This is a genomic window from Candidatus Accumulibacter cognatus, from assembly GCF_000584975.1.
Lineage (GTDB): Bacteria > Pseudomonadota > Gammaproteobacteria > Burkholderiales > Rhodocyclaceae > Accumulibacter > Accumulibacter cognatus.
This window is the reverse complement of record NZ_JDST02000040.1, coordinates 15642-37495: the sequence shown is the minus strand read 5'-3', so window position 1 is coordinate 37495 and position 21854 is coordinate 15642. Positions and strand designations below refer to the sequence as shown.

Below are 21854 nucleotides of genomic sequence, written 5' to 3'. Positions count from 1 at the left end.
CCGGTAAAATTGCGCGGTGCAAAAACTCTTGATCGTCGGTTGCGGTGACATTGCCAGCCGCTTGCTTCCTCGCCTGCTGGGCCATTATCGCGTTTTCGCGCTGTTACGCGACCCTGGGCAGTGCGCCTTCTGGCGCGCAAGGGGTGCCCGACCCATCCTGGCGGACCTCGATCAGCCCGCCAGTCTGCAACGCATTGCCGGTCTCGCTGACGTCATCGTTCATCTGGCCCCGCCGCCGAACACCGATCGACGAAGCCCTTTCAGCGGACAGCGCGATACCCGTACCAGCGCATTGCTTGCTGCGTTGGCCCGCGGCAGGAGTCTACCACAGCGCATCGTGTATATAAGCACTAGTGGTGTCTATGGCGATTGCCGGGGGGAACGGATTGACGAGACGCGCAGCCTGCGGCCGAAGACGGCACGCGCCTGCCGCCGTGTTGACGCCGAGCGCCAGTTACGCGCTTTTGGCCAGCGCGGCGTCGTTGTCAGCATCCTGCGTGTTCCTGGCATCTATGCTGCGGATCGCCTGCCGATCGAGCGTTTGCAAAAAAGGACGCCGGCGCTGTGCACGACCGACGATGTCTATACCAACCACATCCATGCCGAGGATCTGGTGATGCTGACCTGTGCCGCGCTGCGTTATGGGCGCAGCAACCGCACCTACAATGCGAGCGACGATTCGGAAATCAGAATGGGCGAGTATTTCGATCTCATTGCCGATCGTTTCGATCTGCCGCGAGTGCCGCGTCTTTCGCGTCACGACGCCGAGCAGCAACTGTCGCCCCTGCAGTTGTCTTTCATGAGCGAATCGCGCCGTCTGAGCAACCAGCGGATCAAGAAGGAACTGCACGTCAGGCTGCGCTATAGCAGGGTCGAGGACGGTGTCGCTGCGGCTCGTGCGGAAAGGAAGCACCGATGCTGATCGTCAAGGTATTGCATCTCTGGATGGTGGTCAGCTGGTTTGCTGGCCTGTTCTACCTGCCACGGATTTTTGTCAATCTGGCGATGGTGGCCTCGAGCAGTGTTGCCGAGCGTGACCGCCTGCTGCTGATGGCCGGCAAGCTCTACCGTTTCATGACTCCGATCGCCGCTCTGGCGGTTGCCCTGGGCCTCTGGCTATGGTTTGGTTTCGGTTTCTCGGGTGGCTGGTTGCACGTCAAGACGGCTTTGGTGGTGGCGTTGCTGGCCTATCACGCGTATTGCAATCGGCTTTTACGCGACTTTCGGGCCGGTCGCAACCGCCACGGCCACGTTTGGTACCGTTGGTTCAATGAACTGCCGGTCCTGGTGCTACTGGCGGTGACCTACTTGGCCGTGGTCAAGCCATTCTAGTACGTACGCCTGTCGGGAGACAATCAATCGTGGAAACGTTTTTTGCAAGCTGCCCGCGCGGTTTGGAGCAACTGCTGCTTGAAGACCTTAGGGTGGCGGGTGCACGCGATCTCAAATCAATCTTCGGTGGCGTGCATTTCCTGGCCGACTGGCCGGTATGCTACCGTGCAAATCTGTACTCACGGATTGCCACGCGCATCCTCTGGCGAGTAGCGCTGGCGTCTTATCGCAACGAAGAGGACATCTATCGCCTGGCGCTTGACACTCCCTGGCCGAAGTGGTTCGTTTCCGAGCAGACCTTTCGGGTGGACGTCAACGCCGTCAAGAGCACGTTGAAAAGCCTCGAATTCGTAACCCTGCGAATCAAGGACGCGATCTGCGATCGTTTTCGCCGCGAAACCGGCAAGCGCCCGAGTGTCGATACGCGTCAGCCGGACCTGCGGGTACACGGGTTCATCAGCAAGGAGGAATGCATTCTCTACCTCGATACCTCGGGCGCGCCACTCTACCAGCGCGGATTGCGCCAGAAGACGGTCGATGCACCGATCAAGGAAAACCTTGCTGCCGGAATTCTGCGTCTCAGCGGCTGGCAGCCGGGCGTCGCTCTGCTTGATCCGATGTGTGGCAGTGGCACCTTTTTGCTCGAAGCAGCGCAAATCGCTCTCGGTGTGGCGCCTGGTGCGAGGCGTCCCTTTGCCTTCGAGCAGCTACGCCATTTTGATCTGGCGGTCTGGCAGCGGCTGCTCGAGGCCGCGCGTGCCGGGGAGGCGGCGGCTACCGATGCGGGAATTTTTGGCAGCGATCTCTCGCCGGCTGCCGTTCGCGCCTCGCTGGCCAATCTCGACCGCGCCGGGTTGCTGCCGCTGGTTACCTTAAGCACCGGCGACCTGCTTGAAATCAAGGCTCCAGCCGAGCACGGCGTGATGGTCAGCAATCCGCCTTACGCCGAACGAGTCTTTGACCGTGACCAGTTGGCTCAGTTTTACCCCTTGCTCGGCAGTGCGCTGAAGCGCCGCTTCGCTGGCTGGAACTGCTATCTGATCAGCGCCGACACCCGTCTGCCGAAAATGGTCCGTCTGACTCCCAGCAAGAAGACACCTCTGTTCAACGGGGCGCTGGAATGTCGTCTTTATGAATTCCGGATGGTGGCGGGCAGCAACCGTGGCAACACGGCGAATTCTTCGATTCTTGACAGTTCGTGCAGTTGACGCCGAACAGGCCGGCGCCTAAGATCGCAAAGTTTTTGTGCCAAGGTGCTGTGTGGTGAGAATGGAGCAGCTATACAACCTGATCAGGTCTGATCTGGAAGCGGTTGACGCGGTGATCCGCCAGCGACTCCATTCTGACGTGGTACTGGTTCGGCAGGTCGCCGAGTACATCGTTCAGAGCGGCGGCAAGAGACTGCGTCCGGCACTGGTGTTGCTTTCGGCCGGTGCGCTGGGTTATCACGGTACGCATCATCACGAACTTTCCGCGGTGATCGAGTTCATCCATACGGCCACCCTGCTGCATGACGATGTGGTCGACGCTTCCGATCTGCGGCGCGGCCGTGAAACCGCCAACGCGATGTTTGGTAACTCGGCCAGCGTGCTGGTGGGTGACTTCCTGTATTCGCGAGCCTTCCAGATGATGGTTGCAGTCAACGACATGCGCATCATGCGGGTGTTGTCCGATGCAACCAACCTCATTGCTGAGGGCGAAGTGCTGCAATTGATGAACTGCCACGATGCCAACGTCGATGAGGCGAGCTACCTGCAAGTCATCCGCTACAAGACAGCGAAATTGTTCGAGGCGGCGACGCAACTGGGTGCGATCATCGGCGGCGCCACGGTCGCCATAGAGCAGGCAATGGCGACCTACGGCATCCATCTGGGGACGGCATTTCAGTTGATTGACGACGTGCTTGACTATTCGGGCGATGAACTGGAGACTGGCAAGCATCTCGGTGACGACCTGGCTGAAGGTAAGCCAACGCTTCCACTGATTTTCGTGCTTCAGAACGGGACCGCGGAACAGGCGGCTTGCGTACGGCAGGCGATCGAGGGTGGCGGGCGCGACGCCCTACCCGAAGTGTTGGCGGCAATTCGCGCAACGGGGGCACTTGAATACGCGAAACAGAAGGCCAAGGCAGAGTCAGAGCGCGCTGCGCTTGCGCTCAAGCGGCTCCCCCCTTCTCAATACAAGGATTCCTTGCTAGAATTATGCCTCTTCGCAGTCGCTAGAAGCTATTAGCACTGTCGTCGCATCGGTCGGGGCGTAGCTCAGCCTGGTAGAGTACTGCGTTCGGGACGCAGGAGTCGGAGGTTCGAATCCTCTCGCCCCGACCAACCGTTGCCTGTTGGTCTTTCCCCAACCGTGCACCAACGCCCCCCTATCTGTCTCCTGCATCTTTCCCTGGAGATTGCCAAAATCCGGTCAGTGCTTAGCACCTATCAGTTTAAGTTGGCACCCAAAACGGAGGCAGCGGCAATCCATTTTCGACGAGTCGGTAGAGCTTTCTCAGACCACGGGTGAACCACGAGAGACGGCTGCGGAGCATTTTCCGGACGTTCCAGTGATCATCCGAGGTCTGCTCCTGTGCTTTCTTTTCCAAGGGGGTGGGGAGCTCCAGTGGATCGTTCCAGCCGACGCGGACACACCAGTGCAAGGCCAGGGCCATGATCAGGATCATTTGATCGAGGCGTTTCGCCTGTTCCAGGTGGCTTTCGGCCCACTCGAAGCCGCGCGATTTGAGGTCGGAGAACATCGGTTCAATACCCCAGCGCAACCCGTAGTCAAGGACGCGCGCCCGCGTAGGAGGACAATCCATGGCGATGATCCAGGGTTCTGGGTGGCCAGGCTCCTGCAAAATGCCAATGGCGGTCGGTACGCCTTCCGCAAACAGCGTGACTTGAGGCAGGTAGCGTTCGCGGCACCCTGCGGCCAATTCGCCTGTGGTGGTCAGTTCGCCTTGGCCGGTATCCACGGAAAAATGGCTCTTGAGCCGAATTCGATATGGCCATTTCACCCTCCGCACATACCGCAGCAACTCTACCGTGCCGTAAAACCGGTCGGCCGACAGCAATACCGGCGTGCCCGTCGGGAGCCACTCCCGAATTTTATCAAGGAGCTGTCGCTGCGGTTCAAACCCCAGGTTCGCAGCGCCTTCTTCCACCCACCACGCCAGCGGCAACGCCCGCTCTCCTATCCGCACACTGACCATGATAATCGCAAATCGATCGGAGAGATCCGTTTGATCCATCGCGATTACCACCGTTTGCCCGCCGCTACTGGCCATCCGCAGAGCATCCCGAGCAAAGGGCTCCAGTTCCCTATCGCTGCGCAACTGCCCGGTCGATAGCAGTCGTCGTAACCACTGTGGTCGCATATCCTCGCGCTCTACTTCCAGGGGCAACTTCGTCGCCAGAATTGCGGTATGGGGTGTCCGCGCCTCAATCATTGCCGCCACGGCCAATAGCAACTTCTTGAGTACCGTCTTCCGTAACCATGGCATCATCATCTCCATTCCTCTACGGATCTCATTCGCTAAAATCTGCACCGACCCCCTATTCGACGCCTCCTCAGCCTGTGTGTGATCAACAAGGCAGGAGACATCTCTGAAACTGATAGGTGCTAAGGCTGTCAGTGATACGCTCTGCCCGCGGCCGTTCCGTTCTGCTATGCTTGAGCGCTCTGCAGGACTTCTCTGGCAATGACGAAATTTCTACTGCTAATCGGGCTGGTGTGGCTTGTCTGGTGGGTTTGGCGAAAGTCGTGGACGGCACACCGAGGTACTCGAAAACCTGTCGAGAAACTCGAACCCGAGCGCATGGTTCAGTGTGCTCACTGTGGAGTCAATCAGCCCGTCAGCGAGAGCGTTCTGGCCAATGGCCGTTACTATTGCTGCGCTGCCCACCTTCGTGAAGCCCAGTCCGACGGCGCCTGAACAGCCATGTTGAGTACGCCGGAAGTCGGCGCCGAGTGCTTTTCCGAGACGCACTGGAAATCGCTCCGCTATTTCAACCTCTATCGCTTCGCGGTGGCCTCGCTGCTTTTCTTTTCCGCGTTGCTGTACCCGTCCGCCCTGCTTGTGCTGACACCGCAACAGGGCTTGCTGCACCTGCTGCTGGCCAGTGCCTACCTGGTGAGCACTGCACTGACGGTGATCCTGGCGTATCGCCATCGCCAGCATGCCAGCATGCAGCTTACTGCTAGCGTCATGGTTGATGTGGTGGTGGTGACGTGGCTGATTCACGTCGGCGGCGGGCTGGGTAGCGGACTCGGATCCATGTTGCTGGTGACACTGGCCGGTGCCGGTTTGGTCGGGCAGGGACGCCTAGTATTATTCTATGCGGCGATGGCCACACTGGCCGTTCTCTTTGAACAGTCTTACCGGGCAACACTGCATAATGACTTCGATGCTGCCGGATTCTTCCACACCGGGATCTTCTGTGCCGGGTTCTTTGCGGTCGCTGTATCGGCCCGCCTGCTGGCCCGTCGGGTGATTACCAACGAGGTACTAGCAAGACAGCGTGGCGTTGACCTGAACAACCAGACGGTGATCAGCCAGCGTGTGATCGAAGAGATGCAGGATGGCGTGCTGGTCCTCAGCCGCACTGGCCAGGTCAGGCAAAGCAACCCTCGCGCCAGGCAACTGCTGGCATTGCATGGCGGCAGTGAGGTCAGCGAGTGTTCGACTGAACTGATGCAGGGTTTCGTTGACTGGTGTCGGGACCCTGGTGATGAGGATGCGTTGGTCAGCGTGCCAGCCAGTGGCATGCAATTGCGAGCGCGCTTCGTTGGCACTGCGAGCACTGAAAACGATGTGCTCGTTTTTCTCGAGGATATCGGCCGTTTGCAGGAACAGGCACGGCAGATCAAACTGGCTGCTCTCGGGCGGCTGACTGCTAACATCGCGCACGAGATTCGCAATCCGCTCTCGGCGATCAGTCATGCCGGCGAGTTACTCCGTGAAGAGCGGCGTGGAGAGTTGTATGAGCGCCTGTTGCGCATCGTTCTCGACAATACTCAGCGTCTGGAGCGTATCGTCAACGATATTCTCGAACTTGGCCGCCGCGACCGCAGCTATCGTGAACGGATCGACCTGCGCGAGGTTCTGCCTTCGTTCATCGAGGAATATCGGGTTAAGGAAAACTTACCGGCAGAGGTGGTCGGTCTTGAGATATCAGGAGTCGCCACCCTTTGTTTCGATCGTTCGCATTTTCATCGGGTATTGTGGAATCTGATGGGCAATGCATTGCGGCATTCACAGCGTGCTGCGAATAGTATTTGCCTGCTGGTTTGTGATGCCCCCGCCGATGGTCAATTGGAACTCCATGTCATTGACGATGGGCAGGGCGTTGACGATACTTGTCGTGAACAGATCTTTGAACCGTTCTTTACCACGCATCATCGCGGTACCGGTCTGGGTCTTTACATCGCGCGTGAGTTGTGTGAAGCAAATGGGGCGCAACTTGAACTCCAGAAATCGGGGCCAGGTGCCGATTTCTGTCTCTTGGGGAGATCGGTTGGGTGTTAGCTGGCAAAACTGAACGGCGTCCGCGTGGCGAGTTGGCGAGAGTGCTGGTGGTCGACGATGAAGCGGATATTCGTGAGCTTCTCGATCTGACGCTGGCGCGCATGGGGCTCTCGGCAGACTGTGCGGGGAGTGTGACGGAGGCACGTGTATTGCTTGGGCAGCAGCGCTATCAACTCTGTCTGACCGACATGCGTCTCCCTGACGGCGAGGGCCTGGAGATCGTTCGGTTGATCGGTGAGCGCTACGGCGAGACCCCCGTCGCAGTGATCACGGCTTTCGGCAGTACCCAGAACGCGGTGGCCGCGCTCAAGGCAGGTGCCTTTGACTATCTGGCCAAACCGGTAGCGCTGGAGCAATTGCGCAGCTTGATCAAATCAGCGCTCAGTTTGCCGCGTCGTCGGGCTGGTGTGCTCGGGGAAGAACCGGTGGACCTGGCCGCCCAACTGATTGGGCCTTCAGCGGCGATCGAGCATGTCCGTCAGATGATTGACAAATTGGCCCGCACTCAGGCACCGGTCTATATCTCCGGGGAGTCGGGGACCGGCAAGGAGCTGGCTGCGCGCCTGATACACGATCAGAGTGCCCGTCGTGCCTCTCCCTTCGTGCCAGTGAATTGTGGAGCGATTCCCGAGCATCTGATGGAGAGCGAATTCTTCGGTTATCGCAAGGGCGCATTCACGGGTGCGGACAGCGATCGCGAGGGATTTTTCCAGGCTGCTCATGGGGGAACGCTGTTTCTCGACGAATTGGCTGATTTGCCGCTGCCGATGCAGGTCAAACTGTTGCGGGCCATTCAGGAAAAAAAGATACGCAAGGTGGGCAGCACAGTTGAAGAAGCGGTCGATGTGCGCATCATTTCGGCGACTCACCGTTTGCTCAGTGACTGTGTCGATGCCGGAACCTTCCGCCAGGATCTGTATTACCGGGTGAACGTCATCGAACTCAAAATGCCGCCTTTGCGCGAACGCGAAGAGGATATCGAGCCCCTGGTCGAGGCATTACTGGTACGCATCTGCGGAGCACATCCGCCACAACTGGAAGCGCAAGCCCTGGCGGCCCTGCAAGCGTATAGTTTTCCAGGTAATGTGCGAGAACTCGAAAACATCCTCGAGCGGGCCACCGCACTGTGTAACAACGCTACGGTGAATCTCGACGATCTGCAGTTGGCACCGGAAAAGGCGGCCAGTGGCAGCGTGGGCCGCGAAGATGAAACGCTCGACGACTACATCAACCGTGTCGAGAGGCAAGCGATTCTCGATGCCCTGGCCAAGACGGCGTTCAACCGTACCGCAGCGGCCAGACTGCTCGGGGTGACTTTCCGTTCATTGCGCTACCGCATCGAGCGGCTCGGTATCGAGGAGTGAGTTCCCTGTGCTGGGCGACAGGCCCGGAAATCAGGCCTGACGGCTGGCTTGAGGGCGTGCGGCACATCGAATCGCCCAATTGTGATGAACGTCCGCTGGGCGAGGCCATTTCGCTGATTGTTGTCCATGCCATCAGCCTGCCACCGGCACAGTTCGGTGGTGAGGGTATCGTGCACTTGTTCACCAATCAGCTCGACGCCGCCGCCCATTCCTACTTCGCGCAGATCAGCCATTTGCGCGTCTCGGCGCATTTTCTCATTCGTCGCGATGGCGAGCTGATCCAGTTTGTTTCCTGCCGGCAGCGTGCTTGGCATGCCGGCCTCTCCTCCTGGCAGGGGCGACCGCGGTGCAATGATTTTTCCTTGGGGATTGAGCTGGAAGGCTGTGACGAGCTGCCATTCGAGGATGTACAGTACTTGCGTCTACTGCAACTGCTGCGGCTGTTGTGTGTTCATTACCCGATTGCAGCGGTTGCCGGGCACAGCGACATCTCGCCAGGCCGCAAGACCGACCCCGGCCCCTGCTTCGACTGGCAGCGTCTGGCAGCCATCGGCGATCTTCCCGGGGTCTTGCGCTGAGCGTCAGGGCGCGTCGAGCGAGAAAACCGGTCAAAGCCAGTCCTGGGAAAGGTCAACGCACGCCGCTCAACCCAGAAAGCGGCGAATTCTGTCGACCGCCTCGGCGAGACGTTCGAGTGTGGTCGTGTAAGCAAACCGCATATGCTGGTTCGGTGCATGCGTGCCGAAGTCGAGGCCAGGGGTTGTCGCGACACCGGCCGACTCGATCAGGTCACGAGCGAAGCGATCGCTGTTGCTGGTCAGGGCGCTGCAGTCGACGTAGAGATAGAAGGCACCCTGCGGCCTAGCCGTGAGCTGGAAACCGAGGTCTGCGAGCGCCGGCGCCAGGAAGTCGCGCCGCCGCCGAAACTCTGCGCGTCGTGCTTCGAGGATGCTGATCGTCGTCGGCGCAAAGGCCGCGAGCGCGGCATGCTGTGCCGGCATCGATGGCGAGATGTAGAGATTCTGTGCGAGCTTTTCGATGTCGCGGACGAAACGTTCGGGGACGACCAGCCAACCGAGTCGCCAGCCGGTCATGTTGAAATACTTGGAGAAGCTCTGCACGATAAAAATGTCGTCGCCGAATTGCAGCGCGGTTTGAGCGTCGCCCTCATAGGTGAGGCCGTGATAGATCTCATCGACAATCAGTTGTCCCTGGTGTTGGCGAACGAATTCAGCGATCGCTGCCAGTTGTTCGCCGCTCAGCATGGTGCCGGTGGGGTTGGCCGGCGAAGCGAGCAGTACCCCGGCTGAGCGTTCATTCCAGTGCGCTTCGAAATCTGCCGGGGTGGGTTGAAAGTTGCTCGCCGGGCCGACCGGGATGCCGATCGGAACACCTTCAAAACTCCGGATGAAGTGACGGTTGCACGGATAACCAGGATCGCTGAGCAGCCATTCACTGCCCACTTCAACTAGACAGGCGAGGGTCAGCAGCAGGGCAGCAGAGGCCCCCGCAGTGACCGCTATGCGGGCAGCGGGGATGCTGATCCCATAACGTGTCTGGTAAAAGTCGGCGATGGCATGGCGCAATTCGGGCAGGCCAAGTGCGGGCGTATAGAACACACGACCGCTCGTAAGACTTGTCTGGACCGCGGCGATGACCGGTTCCGGTGTTGGGAAGTCGGGTTCACCGACTTCCATGTGGATGATGTCGCGACCTTCGGCTTCAAGTGCCCTGGCTCGCGCCATCAACTCCAGGACATGGAAGGGGGCGATGTTGGCGAGGCGGCTGGCGGGAAAGGTCGGCATGGTTGGAATCGGTTTGGTGAAAGCCAGCAGTTTAACCACAAGGCAGGAAGCTGGCCAAAAAAAGCCGCCCGGAGGCGGCCTCTGGTTGTTCTCTGATGCTCAGACTGCCTGGAATGCCTTCTCGAACTTGTCGCGGATGTCTACGAGTTGGGCAGGCATCTTGTCGCCCATCTTCGCGAACCAGTCCTTGACACCCTCGAGTTCGCTCAACCAGGCCTCTTTGTCAAGGCTGGTGACCCCGGCGAATTCTTCCCTGGAGAATTCAACGCCGGCCCAGTCGATGTCCTCGTAATTAGGCATCGAGCCGAGGATGGTTTCCCTGGCGGCAGCCTTGCCTTCGCAGCGTTCGATGATCCACTTGAGGACGCGTGCGTTATCCCCGAAGCCTGGCCAGGCAAACTGGCCCTTTTCGTTCATCCGGAACCAGTTGACCATGAAGATCGGCACGGGTGTGTCGGCTGCGCTGCCCATCTTCAGCCAGTGGCTGTAGTAGTCGGCCATGTGGTAGCCGCAGAACGGCAGCATGGCAAACGGATCGCGACGAACGACGCCCTGCTGACCGAAGGCGGCTGCAGTCGTTTCAGAACCGAGCGTGGCGGCGGCGTAGACGCCGTGCTCCCAGTCCAGCGTCTGGCAGACCAGTGGCACCGTCGAGGCGCGCCGGCCACCGAACAGGAAAGCCGAAATGGGCACCCCTTCGGTGCTTTCCCATTTCTCGTCGATACACGGGCACTGTGACGCAGGGGCAGTGAAACGGGAGTTCGGGTGTGCGGCCTTGGTGCCCTTCTCCTTGGCAATCTCCGGCGTCCAGTCGTTGCCCTGCCAATCGATGGCGTGCGCCGGTGCCGGGCCCATGCCTTCCCACCAGACGTCGCCGTCGTCGGTCAGCGCGACGTTGGTGAAGATGGTGTTTTCGGCGAGCGAAGCCATGGCATTGAAGTTGGTCTTGTCGTTGGTACCTGGCGCCACACCGAAGAATCCGGCTTCTGGGTTGATGGCGTACAGGCGGGTTTTTCCATCCTTGCCGACACGTGGCTTGATCCAGGCAATGTCATCACCGATGGTGGTGATCTTCCAGCCGCCGAGACTCTTGGGTGGGACCAGCATGGCGAAGTTGGTCTTGCCGCAGGCTGACGGAAAAGCGGCGGCGACGTAGTGCTTGTTGCCGCTGGGCGATTCCACGCCGAGGATCAGCATGTGCTCTGCCATCCAGCCGTCGTCACGGGCCATGTTCGACGCGATGCGCAGAGCCAGGCACTTCTTGCCGAGGAGTGCGTTGCCGCCGTAACCCGATCCGTAGGACCAGATTTCGCGGGTTTCGGGATAGTGTACGATGTACTTGGTGGTCGGGTTGCACGGCCAGCGCGGATCAGCCTGGCCGGGCTCCTTGGGGGCGCCGATCGAGTGCACGCAGGGAACGAACTCGCCATCGGTTCCAAGCATAGGGAACACCGCCTTGCCCATGCGAGTCATGATGCGCATGTTGACCACCACGTAGGCGCTGTCGCTGATCTCGATACCGATCTGGGCGATCGGCGATCCGATCGGACCCATCGAGAACGGGATCACATACATCGTGCGACCCTTCATGCAGCCCTTGAACAGGCCGCCGAGGATTTCACGCATCTTGGCCGGATCTTCCCAGTTATTGGTCGGGCCGGCGTTTTCCTTCTTCTCGGAACAGATGTAGGTGCGATCCTCGACGCGAGCCACGTCGGATGGATCGGAAAATGCGAGGAAGGAGTTCTTGCGCTTCTTGAGCTTGGTGAAAGTGCCGGCGGCGACCAGTTCGGCGCAAAGCCGGTCGTATTCTTCCTCGGAACCGTCGGCCCAGACGACATTGGCCGGCTCGGTGAGGGCTGCAATCTCCGCAACCCATTGCTTCAGGCGTTCATGTTTGACGTAATCAGGGGCATTGATGGAAACGGTCTGGTTCATGGTGATCACTCTCGAAGGAAGGTAGAGAAGCAGAAGTTACCGTGGAGCGGCGCGGGCAGGGAAAAACGGCCGGAAGGCGGAATGGATTTCCGGCCCATTTGGGTGCGGCGCGTCGGTCGCGGCGGGTGAAAAACAAGCCGGGTGCAGGGCGGATAACAGCATGCGAGGCACGGGTGCTACAAGGAGGTCGTAGTTTGTGTAATTATGCCACAGGTCCGACCTGCACCAACGCTCCATCGACAGATGTTGGTCCACCGGGAAGGCATCCGCGATCTGACGAAAGCGAGTGGGTTGTCGGTCAGCCATACGATGTTGCTGTACATTGATACCCGTCAGGAGAGTGAACGATGAAGAAAGAAAAAGACCAGTTACGGACTGCCGCCCTGTACTACCATCGCCATCCCAAGCCGGGCAAGGTATCGATACAGCCGACCAAGCAACTGGCCAACCAGTACGACCTGTCGATGGCCTACTCTCCGGGGGTAGCGGCCGCCTGCGAAGAGATTGCCGCCCTGCCGGGCGAAGCGAGCACGCTGACCTCACGTGCCAATCTGGTCGGCGTCATCACCAATGGCACCGCAGTACTTGGCCTTGGAGCAATCGGCCCGCTGGCAGCCAAACCTGTGATGGAAGGCAAGGCGGTATTGTTCAAAAAGTTCGCCAACATTGACGTTTTCGATCTGGAAATCGAGGAACGCGATCCCGATCGCCTGGTAGAAATCATCGCGTCCCTGGAGCCGACTTTTGGTGGCATCAACCTCGAAGACATCAAGGCACCGGAGTGCTTCCATGTCGAGAAGAAATTGCGCGAAAGGATGAAGATTCCGGTCTTTCACGACGATCAGCACGGCACGGCGATCGTTGTTGGCGCGGCCATTCTCAATGGCTTGTTCCTGCAGGGCAAGGAACTGCATCAGGTCAAGCTGGTCACCTCGGGGGCCGGCGCCGCCGCACTCGCTTGTCTGGACTTGCTGGTGATGCTGGGCATCCCGGTCGAGAACATCTGGGTAACCGACATCAAGGGCCTGGTCTATGAGGGCCGCGTCGAAGACATGGACGAAATCAAGGGGCGTTACGCAAAGCGGACCGATGCCCGTACATTGGCCGACGTGATCGAGGGTGCCGACGTCTTTCTCGGGTTGTCGGCCGGTGGAGTTCTCAAGCAGGAGATGGTGGCGAGGATGGCGCCTGCACCACTGATCATGGCATTGGCGAATCCAAATCCGGAAATCCGGCCTGAAGACGTGCAGGCGATCCGCGACGACGCGATCATTGCTACCGGCCGTTCGGACTACCCGAACCAGGTCAATAACGTTCTGTGCTTTCCCTTCATTTTTCGCGGTGCCCTCGATGTCGGCGCGACCACCATTACCGAAGCGATGAAGTTGGCCGCAGTCAGGGCGATCTCTGAACTCGCACGCGTCGAGCAATCCGAGGTTGCGGTTAAGGCGTATGGCGAAAAGCACTCCAACTTCGGACCGGAGTATCTGATTCCGAATCCTTTCGATCCGCGCCTGATCGGCAAGATTGCACCGGCGGTTGCCGAAGCGGCCATGGCATCCGGGGTGGCAAGCAGACCCATCAAGGATCTCGAAGCCTATCGGGAAAGTCTGGACGAATTCGTTTATCACTTCGGCCTGATCATGAAACCGGTCTTCTCGCAGGCCAAGCAAGCTCCCAGGCGCATCGTTTTTGCGGAAGGAGAAGATGATCGAGTGCTGCGTGCCGTGCAGGTGATCGTTGACGAGGGGATCGCGAGGCCGATTCTGATTGGCGACTTGAAAGACATCACTCGTAAGCTCGAGGCATTGAACCTGCGTGTGTCTCCCGGGGTAGACTTCGATGTCGTATACGCCGACAACAACGAGTTCTTCGACGAGCACTTCGATGTTTACTGGCGGGAATACCGGCGTTTGATGGAGCGCAAAGGCGTTTCGGTCGAGTTTGCCAGGCGTGAGGTACGGCGTCGCGCTTCGCTGTTCGGCGCGATGATGGTGCGCATGGGCGATGCTGACGGCCTCATCTGCGGTACTTTCGGTCGCCATGACGTGCATCGCGAGTATGTGGAAAATGTCATCGGCCTGGCGCCGGGAGTTCGCAACCTCTACGCGATGAGTCTCCTGGTATTGCCGGATCGCACGCTATTCATCGCCGATACCTACATCAGTTACGATCCGTCGGCAGAGCAGTTGGTGGATATGACTCTGTTGGCTGCTGACGAGGTTCGCCGCTTTGGCGTGACCCCGCGTGTCGCACTGCTCTCGCATTCGTCCTTCGGTTCAGCGAACACGCCCACTGCACTGAAGATGCGCACGGCCCTGCAGTTATTGAAGGAACGCGCGCCGCGCCTGGAGCTTGAGGGCGAAATGCACGGTGATGCGGCACTTGACGAGCATATCCGGCAGCGGGTATTCCCCAGTGATGCGCGTCTCAAGGGGACAGCCAACCTGCTGATCATGCCGACCCTTGATGCAGCCAATATTTCATTCAATTTGCTGAAGATTGCGTCAGGCGATAATCTGACGATTGGACCGATCCTGCTCGGGGCGGCACATCCGGTACATATCCTGACTTCGACGGCGACGGTTCGACGGATTGTCAACATGACCGCGCTGACGGTGGTCGACAAGCTGATGAATGAGCGCTGAGTTCCCATCCTCCTCTGCGCGTAGCAGCGACCATAACATTCGGGATTGCTGCCAGTGCGCCGGTGAAGATTACGACGGCATCTGAGCCGGCAAGCGGACATCGGTAAGCTGAGGATGTTAAAAACTGCTCTTGTTCTTGGTGGCGGAGGCGCGCGGGCCGCGTATCAGGTGGGCGCTCTGCTGGCCATTCGTGAATTGCTCGGCGACCCGACGACCAATCCATTCCCGATACTTTGCGGCACCTCTGCCGGTGCCGTCAATGCAGCTACTCTGGCGTGTCATGCCAACAACTTCAGCTCTGCCGTGGAAGCGCTGGCGGATGTCTGGCGTAACATGCACGCAGGGCAAATCTATCGGTCTGATCCTCTAGGGATGGGAATCGCCGGGGCCCGCTGGCTGAGTGCATTGTTGTTGGGCTGGGTAATTCAGCGCAGTCCGCGTTCGTTGCTGGATAATCAGCCGCTGCGCAGGCTTCTCGAACAGCGATTGAATTTCGGCAACATAGACCGCTGCATCTCCAGTGGCGCACTTTACGCTCTCAGCATTACTGCATCGGGCTACACGACGGGGCATGGCGTCAGTTTCTTTCAGGGGCATCCAGAGGTGGAGAGATGGCAGCGTACGAATCGCGTTGGCTGTCGCGCACATCTGTCGGTTGAACATCTGATGGCATCGAGTGCGCTCCCTTTCATCTTTCCTGCGGTGTACCTCAATCGCGAGTATTTTGGCGATGGGTCGATGCGCCAACAGGCCCCAATTTCGCCTGCTATCCATCTCGGCGCAGAGAAAATCCTGATCATCGGCGTCGCGCAAATAAACGATACGACGGGGCGGCAGAGTTCCCAGAGCTATCCGACCCTGGCACAGATTGCCGGGCATGTGCTGTCATCGATCTTTCTGGATAGTCTGGCTGTTGATGTCGAACGGATGGAGCGAATCAACCAAGCTATCTCGAAAATCCCGGAAGATTTGCTGACCAGCGGGGATATTGGGCTGCGGTCCGTGCAGTCTTTGACCATCACTCCATCCGAACGTATTGATTACCTTGCCGCACGCCATACCCGTGCGTTGCCCCTGACGGTGAGAACGTTGTTGCGCGGCTTGGGGGCGATGAATCGACGCGGCGGGGCTCTGACCAGTTACCTCCTCTTCGAACAACCCTATACCCAGGCATTGATCGACCTCGGCTACAAGGACACGATGGCGCGTCGTGGAGAAGTCAAAGCTTTCCTTGAATGCTGAACACGCTTGATGTGATTTATCATATCATCTATGTATCTCTTTCTTTTTCATGAGCTATAGTGTTCAGACAGCGGTCTGCTGTAGAATGGTCAAAATATTGGATCATGCAGGAGGTTTGCAATGCGGATGACATTGAGAGCAGCATTGCTGCTGGGCGCCATGGTGGGAACGGCGACGCTGACGGTGGGGGAGGCCCATGCGCTGGAGAAGGGTCAAGGCAAGACTGAGTCACAGAAGAGAAAGGCTTTGCCGGTCGTACAGAAAGGCAAAGGGGAAGCAGTCGCCCAGAAGGGCAAGGTCGAGCCGGTGGCCCGGGCGAATTCTTCACGTTCTTCGGGGAACCGGGGCGGGGTCCAGCCAATCGCCGGCAAGGACAAGGCTTTACCGCCAACCCGACACGGGATGGCTGTACCTTTGGCTCGTAAGGACAAGTCAGGGGTTCGAGTGGCTGAGTCCGCACACGTCGCTCGGATCGGTAAGTATGTCCAGCCAGAGGCAAACGGTGGGTTGACGCATTCGTTCCAGAAAAAGAATCTGACCAGAGTTCTTGCCGGTCATGTCGATCTCTGGCAGGATCCGGGCCGTTTGGCCGTCCAGTCGGGATCCGCACTGGTGATTGCCCAGGACGGTGGTGAGCCGCTGTACGAAAAGAACGCCAACGCCATTGTGCCGGTTGCATCGATCACCAAACTGATGACGGCGATGGTCGTACTTGACAGCATGCCCAATCTTCAGTCGCCGATTACGATCACCGATGAGGATGTTGACTATCTGCGAGGTAGCCGTTCACGCCTCGGAGTAGGTGCGGTGATTACGCGTGAAACGGCCCTGCTCCTTGCGCTGATGTCCTCAGAGAACCGCGCAGCCAATGCTCTCGGACGCCATTACCCGGGTGGCTTGCCGGCTTTCGTCGCGGCGATGAATCGTAAGGCGGCCTCGCTCGGGATGAGCAGTTCGCATTTTGAGGATCCCACTGGTCTCAATAGCAACAATGTCTCCACGGCACATGACTTGGCACGAATGGTTGCGGCGGCACATCACTATCCCTTGATTCGCGAGTTCTCGACAACCCCTGGGGTGCGTACCGAAGTCAAGGGCCGCGAGCTCGACTTTCACAACACCAATCAGTTGGTCAGTAGTCCGACCTGGGAGATCGGGTTGTCGAAAACTGGTTACATTCAGGAAGCCGGCAAGTGTCTGGTCATGCAGGCGCGTGTTGCGGACAAGCCAGTTGTGATCGTGCTGCTTGACTCAGCCGGCAAGCAGACCCGCATTGGCGACGCCAATCGCATCAAGCGCTGGATGGAAAGTGCATCAGTAACGGGTAAGCTGCCGACACGCGTTTGATCAGGTTTTCCAAATGACAAGCCACGGTACGCCGTGGCTTTTTTTTACCGGTTTCCAGGCGTCATAGCTCTTGTAGGTATAAATAAATAAGCATTGAGGCTTTGTGGTTCTAAAACCCTTGGCTATAGTGGCAATACTTTTCTGGAGTCGGATATGTTACGAGTGATTCGCCGGTTGTTCCTGGCCCTGACGTTAACTTTTTCTGTCACCTGGGCTTTTGCAGAAGGCAGCAGCCTGCTTAACGTCTCGTACGACGTTGCCCGGGATTTTTACAAGGACTACAACCCGATGTTCCAGAAACACTGGAAAACGCTTTCCGGTGAGTCGATCGAGTTGAAACAGTCACACGCGGGATCGAGCAAGCAGGTGCGGGCCGTCGCCGACGGTCTGGAAGCCGATGTGGTGACCATGAATCAGGCGTCCGATGTCGACTTTCTTGCCGAGAAGGGGCTGGTGGCCAAGGATTACGCGAAGAAATTTCCAAACAACGCGTCGCCCTACACGTCGACGATGGTGTTCATCGTTCGCAAGGGTAACCCGAAAGGCTTGAAGGACTGGAACGATCTCGTCAAACCGGGAGTCCAGGTGATCCTGCCGCATCCCAAGAACACCGGCAATGGCCGTTACACCTATCTTGCCGCGTGGGGCTACGCACTCAGTCAGGCCGGTGCCAACGACCGAGCAGCGCAGGATTTCGTTGCCCGGCTGCTGAAGAACGTCCCCTTGTTCGCCGCCGGTGGTCGCGATGCGACCACCACTTTCATGCAGCGGAAGATCGGTGATGTGCTGATTTCCTTCGAGAGTGAGGCCGAACTGATTGCCCGTGAGTTCGGTAAAGGCGAGTTCGAAGTGGTGTACCCTTCGTTGTCGATCCTCACCGAATTTCCTGTTGCCATCATCGACAAGGTGGTCGACAAGAAAGGTACGCGCAAGGCGGCGCAGGCTTATCTCGATTTCCTGTGGTCGCCGGTGGGCCAGGAAAACGCCGCTCAGAACTATTTGCGGCCGCGAAACCAGGAGATCCTGAAAAAGTACGCTGCGCAGTTTCCCCCGATCAAGACTTTCAGCGTCGACGAGGTTTTTGGCGGCTGGGCCAGGGCCTATCCGACGCACTTCCGGGATGGCGGGACCTTCGACCAGATCTATCAGCAGAAGTAGGTGCCTTGCCGTGGCTGCCTGGTCATCGTCCTGTTTGAGACCGGCTACCCGCCGACAGATCCTGCCCGGTTTCGGCCTGTCGCTGGCTTGTACCCTGGCTTACCTGTCGTTGCTGGTCCTGCTGCCGCTTTCCGGCCTGGCGTTCCGGGCCAGTCAGCTGGGCCCGGCCGATCTCTGGGTGATCGCCACGGGCGAACGAGCACTGGCTTCGTATCGCGTGACCTTCGGTGCATCTTTGCTGGCCGCGACGATCAATGCCTTCTTTGGTCTGATCGTCGCCTGGATTCTCGTGCGCTACTCGTTCCCAGGCAAGCGTGCCATTGATGCCTTGGTCGATCTGCCCTTTGCATTGCCGACGGCGGTGGCCGGAATTACCCTGGCCACCCTTTATGCGGACAATGGCTGGATTGGCCGATACCTTGAGCCGCTAGGCGTCAAGGTGGCGTTCACGCCGTTTGGCATCGTCGTTGCCCTGACTTTTATCGGTCTGCCTTTTGTCGTTCGCACGCTACAACCGGTGATCGAGGATATCGAGTCGGAGGTCGAGGAGGCTGCCGCATCACTGGGTGCTTCGCGCTGGCAGACCTTCATCCGTGTCCTCTTTCCGGCGATCTTCCCCGCGCTACTCACTGGTTTCACACTGGCCTTTTCACGTTCTGTCGGAGAATACGGATCGGTCATTTTCATTGCTGGCAACATGCCCCTGATCTCGGAAATCACGCCCTTGCTGATCATCTCCAAACTCGAACAGTATGATGTCGTTGGCGCGACCGTCTTGGCGATGGTCATGCTGATCATTTCCTTTGTGCTGCTGCTCACCGTAAACGCCTTGCAGTGGTGGGCGATGAATCGGCACAGTGGATGTTCGCCAAGCATGGGAGCGCACCAGTGAACGGGCGCTTGCGGCGGGTAAACGCCGAACCGCGCTGGTTGCGTGCTCTGCTGCTGGTTGTCGGGCTCGGATTCCTCTTCTTCTTTCTTGTCTTGCCTTTGCTGGCAGTTTTTGTAGAGGCTTTTGCCGCAGGTTGGACAGCATACGCCGGCGCCTTGAACGATCTTGAAACCCGTTCTGCGATTGGCTTGACACTTCTTGTCGCGTTCTTCGTACTACCGTTCAACGTCGTTTTTGGTGTCGCAGCAGCATGGGCGATCGCCAAGTTCGATTTCAGGGGCAAGAGCTTGCTGATTACCTTGATCGATCTGCCGTTTGCCGTATCGCCGGTGGTCGTGGGTCTGGTCTTTCTGCTGATCTTCGGTGCCCAGGGGCTTTTCGGGCCATGGCTGGCGGCACATGACATCAAGGTGGTGTTTGCGCTGCCAGGGATCATCGTTGTCACCCTGTTCATTACCTCGCCGTTCATCGCTCGCGAGTTGATTCCGCTGATGCAATCGCAAGGGACGGAAGAAGAAGAGGCTGCCCTCTCGCTCGGTGCCAGTGCCTGGCAGATGTTCCGCCGCGTAACACTGCCAAATATCAAGTGGGGTCTGCTTTACGGCGTGATCCTTGCCAACGCTCGGGCGATGGGTGAGTTCGGTGCGGTATCGGTGGTTTCCGGGCATATTCGCGGCGAGACCAATACCCTGCCATTACATGTGGAAATTCTGTACAACGAATACAACGCGGTGGGCGCTTTCGCGTCAGCATCGGTGCTGGCTTTGCTTGCGCTGGTGACATTACTTGCCAAGACCGTCGTCGAATGGCGAATGCGCCGCGAAAACAGTATGCTGTTGGCGGACTTGCCGACAGAAGAGACCTGAGACAGGAGTGCTCGCAACTTGCTCCCGACTTTTCCGTGTCGCTTGCACGCGGATCCCTGCAAGAACCTTTTCTGAACTGTTCTGATGAGCATCGAAATACGTGGGATTGGCAAACGCTTCGGTAACTTTGTGGCACTGGAAGGCATCAACCTGCACATTCCGACGGGCGAACTGGTTGCCTTGCTCGGTCCATCAGGTTGCGGTAAGACCACACTACTGCGCATCATTGCCGGCATGGAAAGCGCCGACGTTGGGCAGGTGCTGTTCGCGGGCGAGGAAGTGGCACATGTGCATGCACGCGATCGCAAGGTCGGCTTTGTGTTCCAGCACTACGCCTTGTTCCGGCACATGTCGGTGTTCGAAAACGTCGCTTTCGGTCTGCGCGTCAAAACGAGAAAAGTGCGTCCGGCAGAGGCCGAGATCCGTAGCCGGGTTACGGCATTACTCAAGCTCGTGCAGCTCGACTGGTTGGCCGATCGCTATCCCTCGCAACTTTCAGGAGGTCAGCGTCAGCGTATAGCCCTAGCACGTGCGCTCGCCGTTGAACCGAGGGTGCTGCTACTTGATGAACCCTTCGGTGCGTTGGATACCCAGGTGCGCAAGGAACTGCGGCGTTGGCTGCGGCGCTTGCACGATGAAATGCAGATTTCCAGCGTCTTCGTGACACACGATCAGGAAGAAGCGCTGGAGGTTGCTGATCGCGTGGTAGTAATGAACCAGGGGAGGATCGAGCAGATCGGCTCTCCCGACGATGTGTATTCAAATCCGGCAACACCTTTCGTCTATCAGTTCCTTGGCAATGTCAACGTCTTTCATAGTCGTGTCCATGGTGCCTGGGCGGAGGTCGCTGCGGAGCGTCTTGAAGGTGGGCCGGAAAGTGGTGTCACGGCGTTTGTCCGACCGCATGATATCGAGATCGAACACCACCCGGTGACCGGTAGCCTAGAGGCGATGGTACAGGAAGTGCATGCCATCGGGCCATGGGTACGTGTCGAGCTGGCGCATGCTTCGGAATTGATTGAGGTTGAGTTAACTCGCGAGCGGGCTACGATATTGGCGCTTGCCGAAGGACAGCTGGTATGGTTTAAGCCTCGTCAGCTCAGGGTTTTTGCCGCGCCAGGAAAGACTATGGAAGAGGGTGGTTCTGGAATCTAGTTGAATTGACCATGGTGGTTTGCCGGCTGTGCGCAGGAGCAAAGGCCCCGTTGACCAACGCTGGCTGGGTCGTCGGAAGCTTTGTCTGGTAGCATGTGCCGTGATGCAGAAAATTCTTCCCATTAAATTCGTGGCTTTGCTGCGGCGATTGCTATTGTTCTGTCTGCTGGCAAACGCGCTGCTTGCTGCCGTGGCGCATGCCCAGACAGCTGAGCCGGCGATGGTCGCGATTGCCAATCCGGCGACCAGCGAAGAGACCATTCCGAGAGCTTCCCTGCGCGCCATCTTTGGCATGCGCTTGCAGAATTGGCCAACCGATACCCTGGTCAAGGTATTCGTTCTCAGGGATGACGCCCCCGAGCATGCCACCTTCAGCAAGACCGTGCTGCAGGTTTTTCCTCAGCAATTGCGAATGGCCTGGGACCGGCAGGTGTTTTCCGGGCAGGGACGATACCCCGAACAGGTCGCTTCAACGCAGGAAATGCTCTCCAGAGTGGCATCCACTCCGGGTGCGATTGGTTACGTCAAGGCGAGCGAGGTTAATCCGAATGTGCGTGTACTCAAGGTTCGCTAGGGCCGCGCCTTGTAT

18 protein-coding genes and 1 tRNA gene are annotated in these 21854 nt (G+C 58.5%); 16 read left to right on the top strand and 3 right to left on the bottom strand.

Annotation, left to right across the window (positions count from 1 at the left end; translation table 11 throughout):
• Nucleotides 1–16: 16 nt before the first annotated feature.
• From AW06_RS08210 to AW06_RS08190, 5 genes are all read left to right on the top strand, one after another.
• On the top strand, nucleotides 17–922 hold the full coding sequence (locus AW06_RS08210) for an SDR family oxidoreductase (protein ID WP_034948488.1): 906 nt from the start codon (nucleotides 17–19) through the stop codon (nucleotides 920–922).
• Entirely contained in the window at nucleotides 916–1332 is a 417-nt protein-coding gene (locus AW06_RS08205; protein ID WP_034948485.1) for a CopD family protein, read from the top strand. The genes AW06_RS08210 and AW06_RS08205 overlap by 7 nt, the downstream gene beginning before the upstream one ends.
• Nucleotides 1333–1361: 29 nt before the next feature.
• Nucleotides 1362–2540, top strand: coding sequence for a THUMP domain-containing protein (locus AW06_RS08200; protein ID WP_138677562.1), 1179 nt, complete (start codon nucleotides 1362–1364; stop codon nucleotides 2538–2540).
• Nucleotides 2541–2595: 55 nt separating this feature from the next.
• The gene (locus AW06_RS08195) at nucleotides 2596–3564 is read left to right on the top strand and encodes a polyprenyl synthetase family protein (RefSeq protein ID WP_034948479.1); all 969 of its coding nucleotides are present in this window, start codon (nucleotides 2596–2598) and stop codon (nucleotides 3562–3564) included.
• Between the two features lie 18 nt (nucleotides 3565–3582).
• Nucleotides 3583–3659, top strand: a tRNA-Pro gene (locus AW06_RS08190).
• 110 nt (nucleotides 3660–3769) lie between these two features.
• Here AW06_RS08190 and AW06_RS08185 read toward each other — a convergent pair.
• Entirely contained in the window at nucleotides 3770–4831 is a 1062-nt protein-coding gene (locus AW06_RS08185) for a transposase (protein ID WP_273704516.1), read from the bottom strand.
• A 432-nt stretch (nucleotides 4832–5263) separates the two neighbouring features.
• Here AW06_RS08185 and AW06_RS08180 point away from each other — a divergent pair, with 432 nt between their 5' ends.
• From AW06_RS08180 to ampD, 3 genes are read left to right on the top strand one after another with little or no spacing between them, the layout of a single operon-like run.
• Complete coding sequence (locus AW06_RS08180; protein WP_034948477.1) at nucleotides 5264–6850, top strand: HAMP domain-containing sensor histidine kinase; 1587 nt, start codon at nucleotides 5264–5266, stop codon at nucleotides 6848–6850.
• The gene (locus AW06_RS08175) at nucleotides 6844–8214 is read left to right on the top strand and encodes a sigma-54 dependent transcriptional regulator (protein ID WP_273704515.1); all 1371 of its coding nucleotides are present in this window, start codon (nucleotides 6844–6846) and stop codon (nucleotides 8212–8214) included. The genes AW06_RS08180 and AW06_RS08175 overlap by 7 nt, the downstream gene beginning before the upstream one ends.
• The gene (gene ampD, locus AW06_RS08170; RefSeq protein WP_273704514.1) at nucleotides 8211–8792 is read left to right on the top strand and encodes a 1,6-anhydro-N-acetylmuramyl-L-alanine amidase AmpD; all 582 of its coding nucleotides are present in this window, start codon (nucleotides 8211–8213) and stop codon (nucleotides 8790–8792) included. The genes AW06_RS08175 and ampD overlap by 4 nt, the downstream gene beginning before the upstream one ends.
• 66 nt (nucleotides 8793–8858) lie before the next feature.
• Here ampD and AW06_RS08165 read toward each other — a convergent pair whose 3' ends face one another.
• Together AW06_RS08165 and AW06_RS08160 are read right to left on the bottom strand one after the other, a co-directional pair.
• Nucleotides 8859–10019, bottom strand: coding sequence for a pyridoxal phosphate-dependent aminotransferase (locus tag AW06_RS08165; protein WP_034948576.1), 1161 nt, complete (start codon nucleotides 10017–10019; stop codon nucleotides 8859–8861).
• Nucleotides 10020–10118: 99 nt separating this feature from the next.
• On the bottom strand, nucleotides 10119–11957 hold the full coding sequence (locus tag AW06_RS08160) for a phosphoenolpyruvate carboxykinase (GTP) (protein ID WP_034948471.1): 1839 nt from the start codon (nucleotides 11955–11957) through the stop codon (nucleotides 10119–10121).
• A 347-nt stretch (nucleotides 11958–12304) separates the two neighbouring features.
• On the opposite strand from AW06_RS08160, the gene AW06_RS08155 reads away from it, so the two are divergent.
• The 8 genes from AW06_RS08155 to AW06_RS08120 all read left to right on the top strand — a co-directional run bounded on the left by AW06_RS08155 (nucleotide 12305) and on the right by AW06_RS08120 (nucleotide 21839).
• Complete coding sequence (locus tag AW06_RS08155) at nucleotides 12305–14605, top strand: NADP-dependent malic enzyme (RefSeq protein WP_034948468.1); 2301 nt, start codon at nucleotides 12305–12307, stop codon at nucleotides 14603–14605.
• 114 nt (nucleotides 14606–14719) lie between these two features.
• On the top strand, nucleotides 14720–15847 hold the full coding sequence (locus tag AW06_RS08150) for a patatin-like phospholipase family protein (RefSeq protein WP_171047238.1): 1128 nt from the start codon (nucleotides 14720–14722) through the stop codon (nucleotides 15845–15847).
• Nucleotides 15848–15967: 120 nt separating this feature from the next.
• Entirely contained in the window at nucleotides 15968–17194 is a 1227-nt protein-coding gene (gene pbpG, locus AW06_RS08145; protein WP_034948463.1) for a D-alanyl-D-alanine endopeptidase, read from the top strand.
• A 153-nt stretch (nucleotides 17195–17347) separates the two neighbouring features.
• Nucleotides 17348–18352, top strand: coding sequence for a sulfate ABC transporter substrate-binding protein (locus AW06_RS08140; RefSeq protein WP_034948460.1), 1005 nt, complete (start codon nucleotides 17348–17350; stop codon nucleotides 18350–18352).
• 10 nt (nucleotides 18353–18362) lie between these two features.
• Nucleotides 18363–19244 (top strand): sulfate ABC transporter permease subunit CysT, encoded by an 882-nt coding sequence (gene cysT, locus AW06_RS08135; protein ID WP_246148408.1) that lies wholly within the window; start codon nucleotides 18363–18365, stop codon nucleotides 19242–19244.
• Nucleotides 19241–20110: a sulfate ABC transporter permease subunit CysW gene (cysW, locus tag AW06_RS08130; RefSeq protein WP_034948574.1), complete on the top strand. Its 870-nt coding sequence runs from the start codon at nucleotides 19241–19243 to the stop codon at nucleotides 20108–20110. The genes cysT and cysW overlap by 4 nt, the downstream gene beginning before the upstream one ends.
• An 84-nt stretch (nucleotides 20111–20194) precedes the next feature.
• Nucleotides 20195–21265, top strand: a complete 1071-nt coding sequence (locus tag AW06_RS08125) for a sulfate ABC transporter ATP-binding protein (RefSeq protein WP_034948454.1) — start codon at nucleotides 20195–20197, stop codon at nucleotides 21263–21265.
• A gap of 103 nt (nucleotides 21266–21368) precedes the next feature.
• Nucleotides 21369–21839: a hypothetical protein gene (locus tag AW06_RS08120; protein ID WP_046534913.1), complete on the top strand. Its 471-nt coding sequence runs from the start codon at nucleotides 21369–21371 to the stop codon at nucleotides 21837–21839.
• Nucleotides 21840–21854 lie beyond the last annotated feature (15 nt).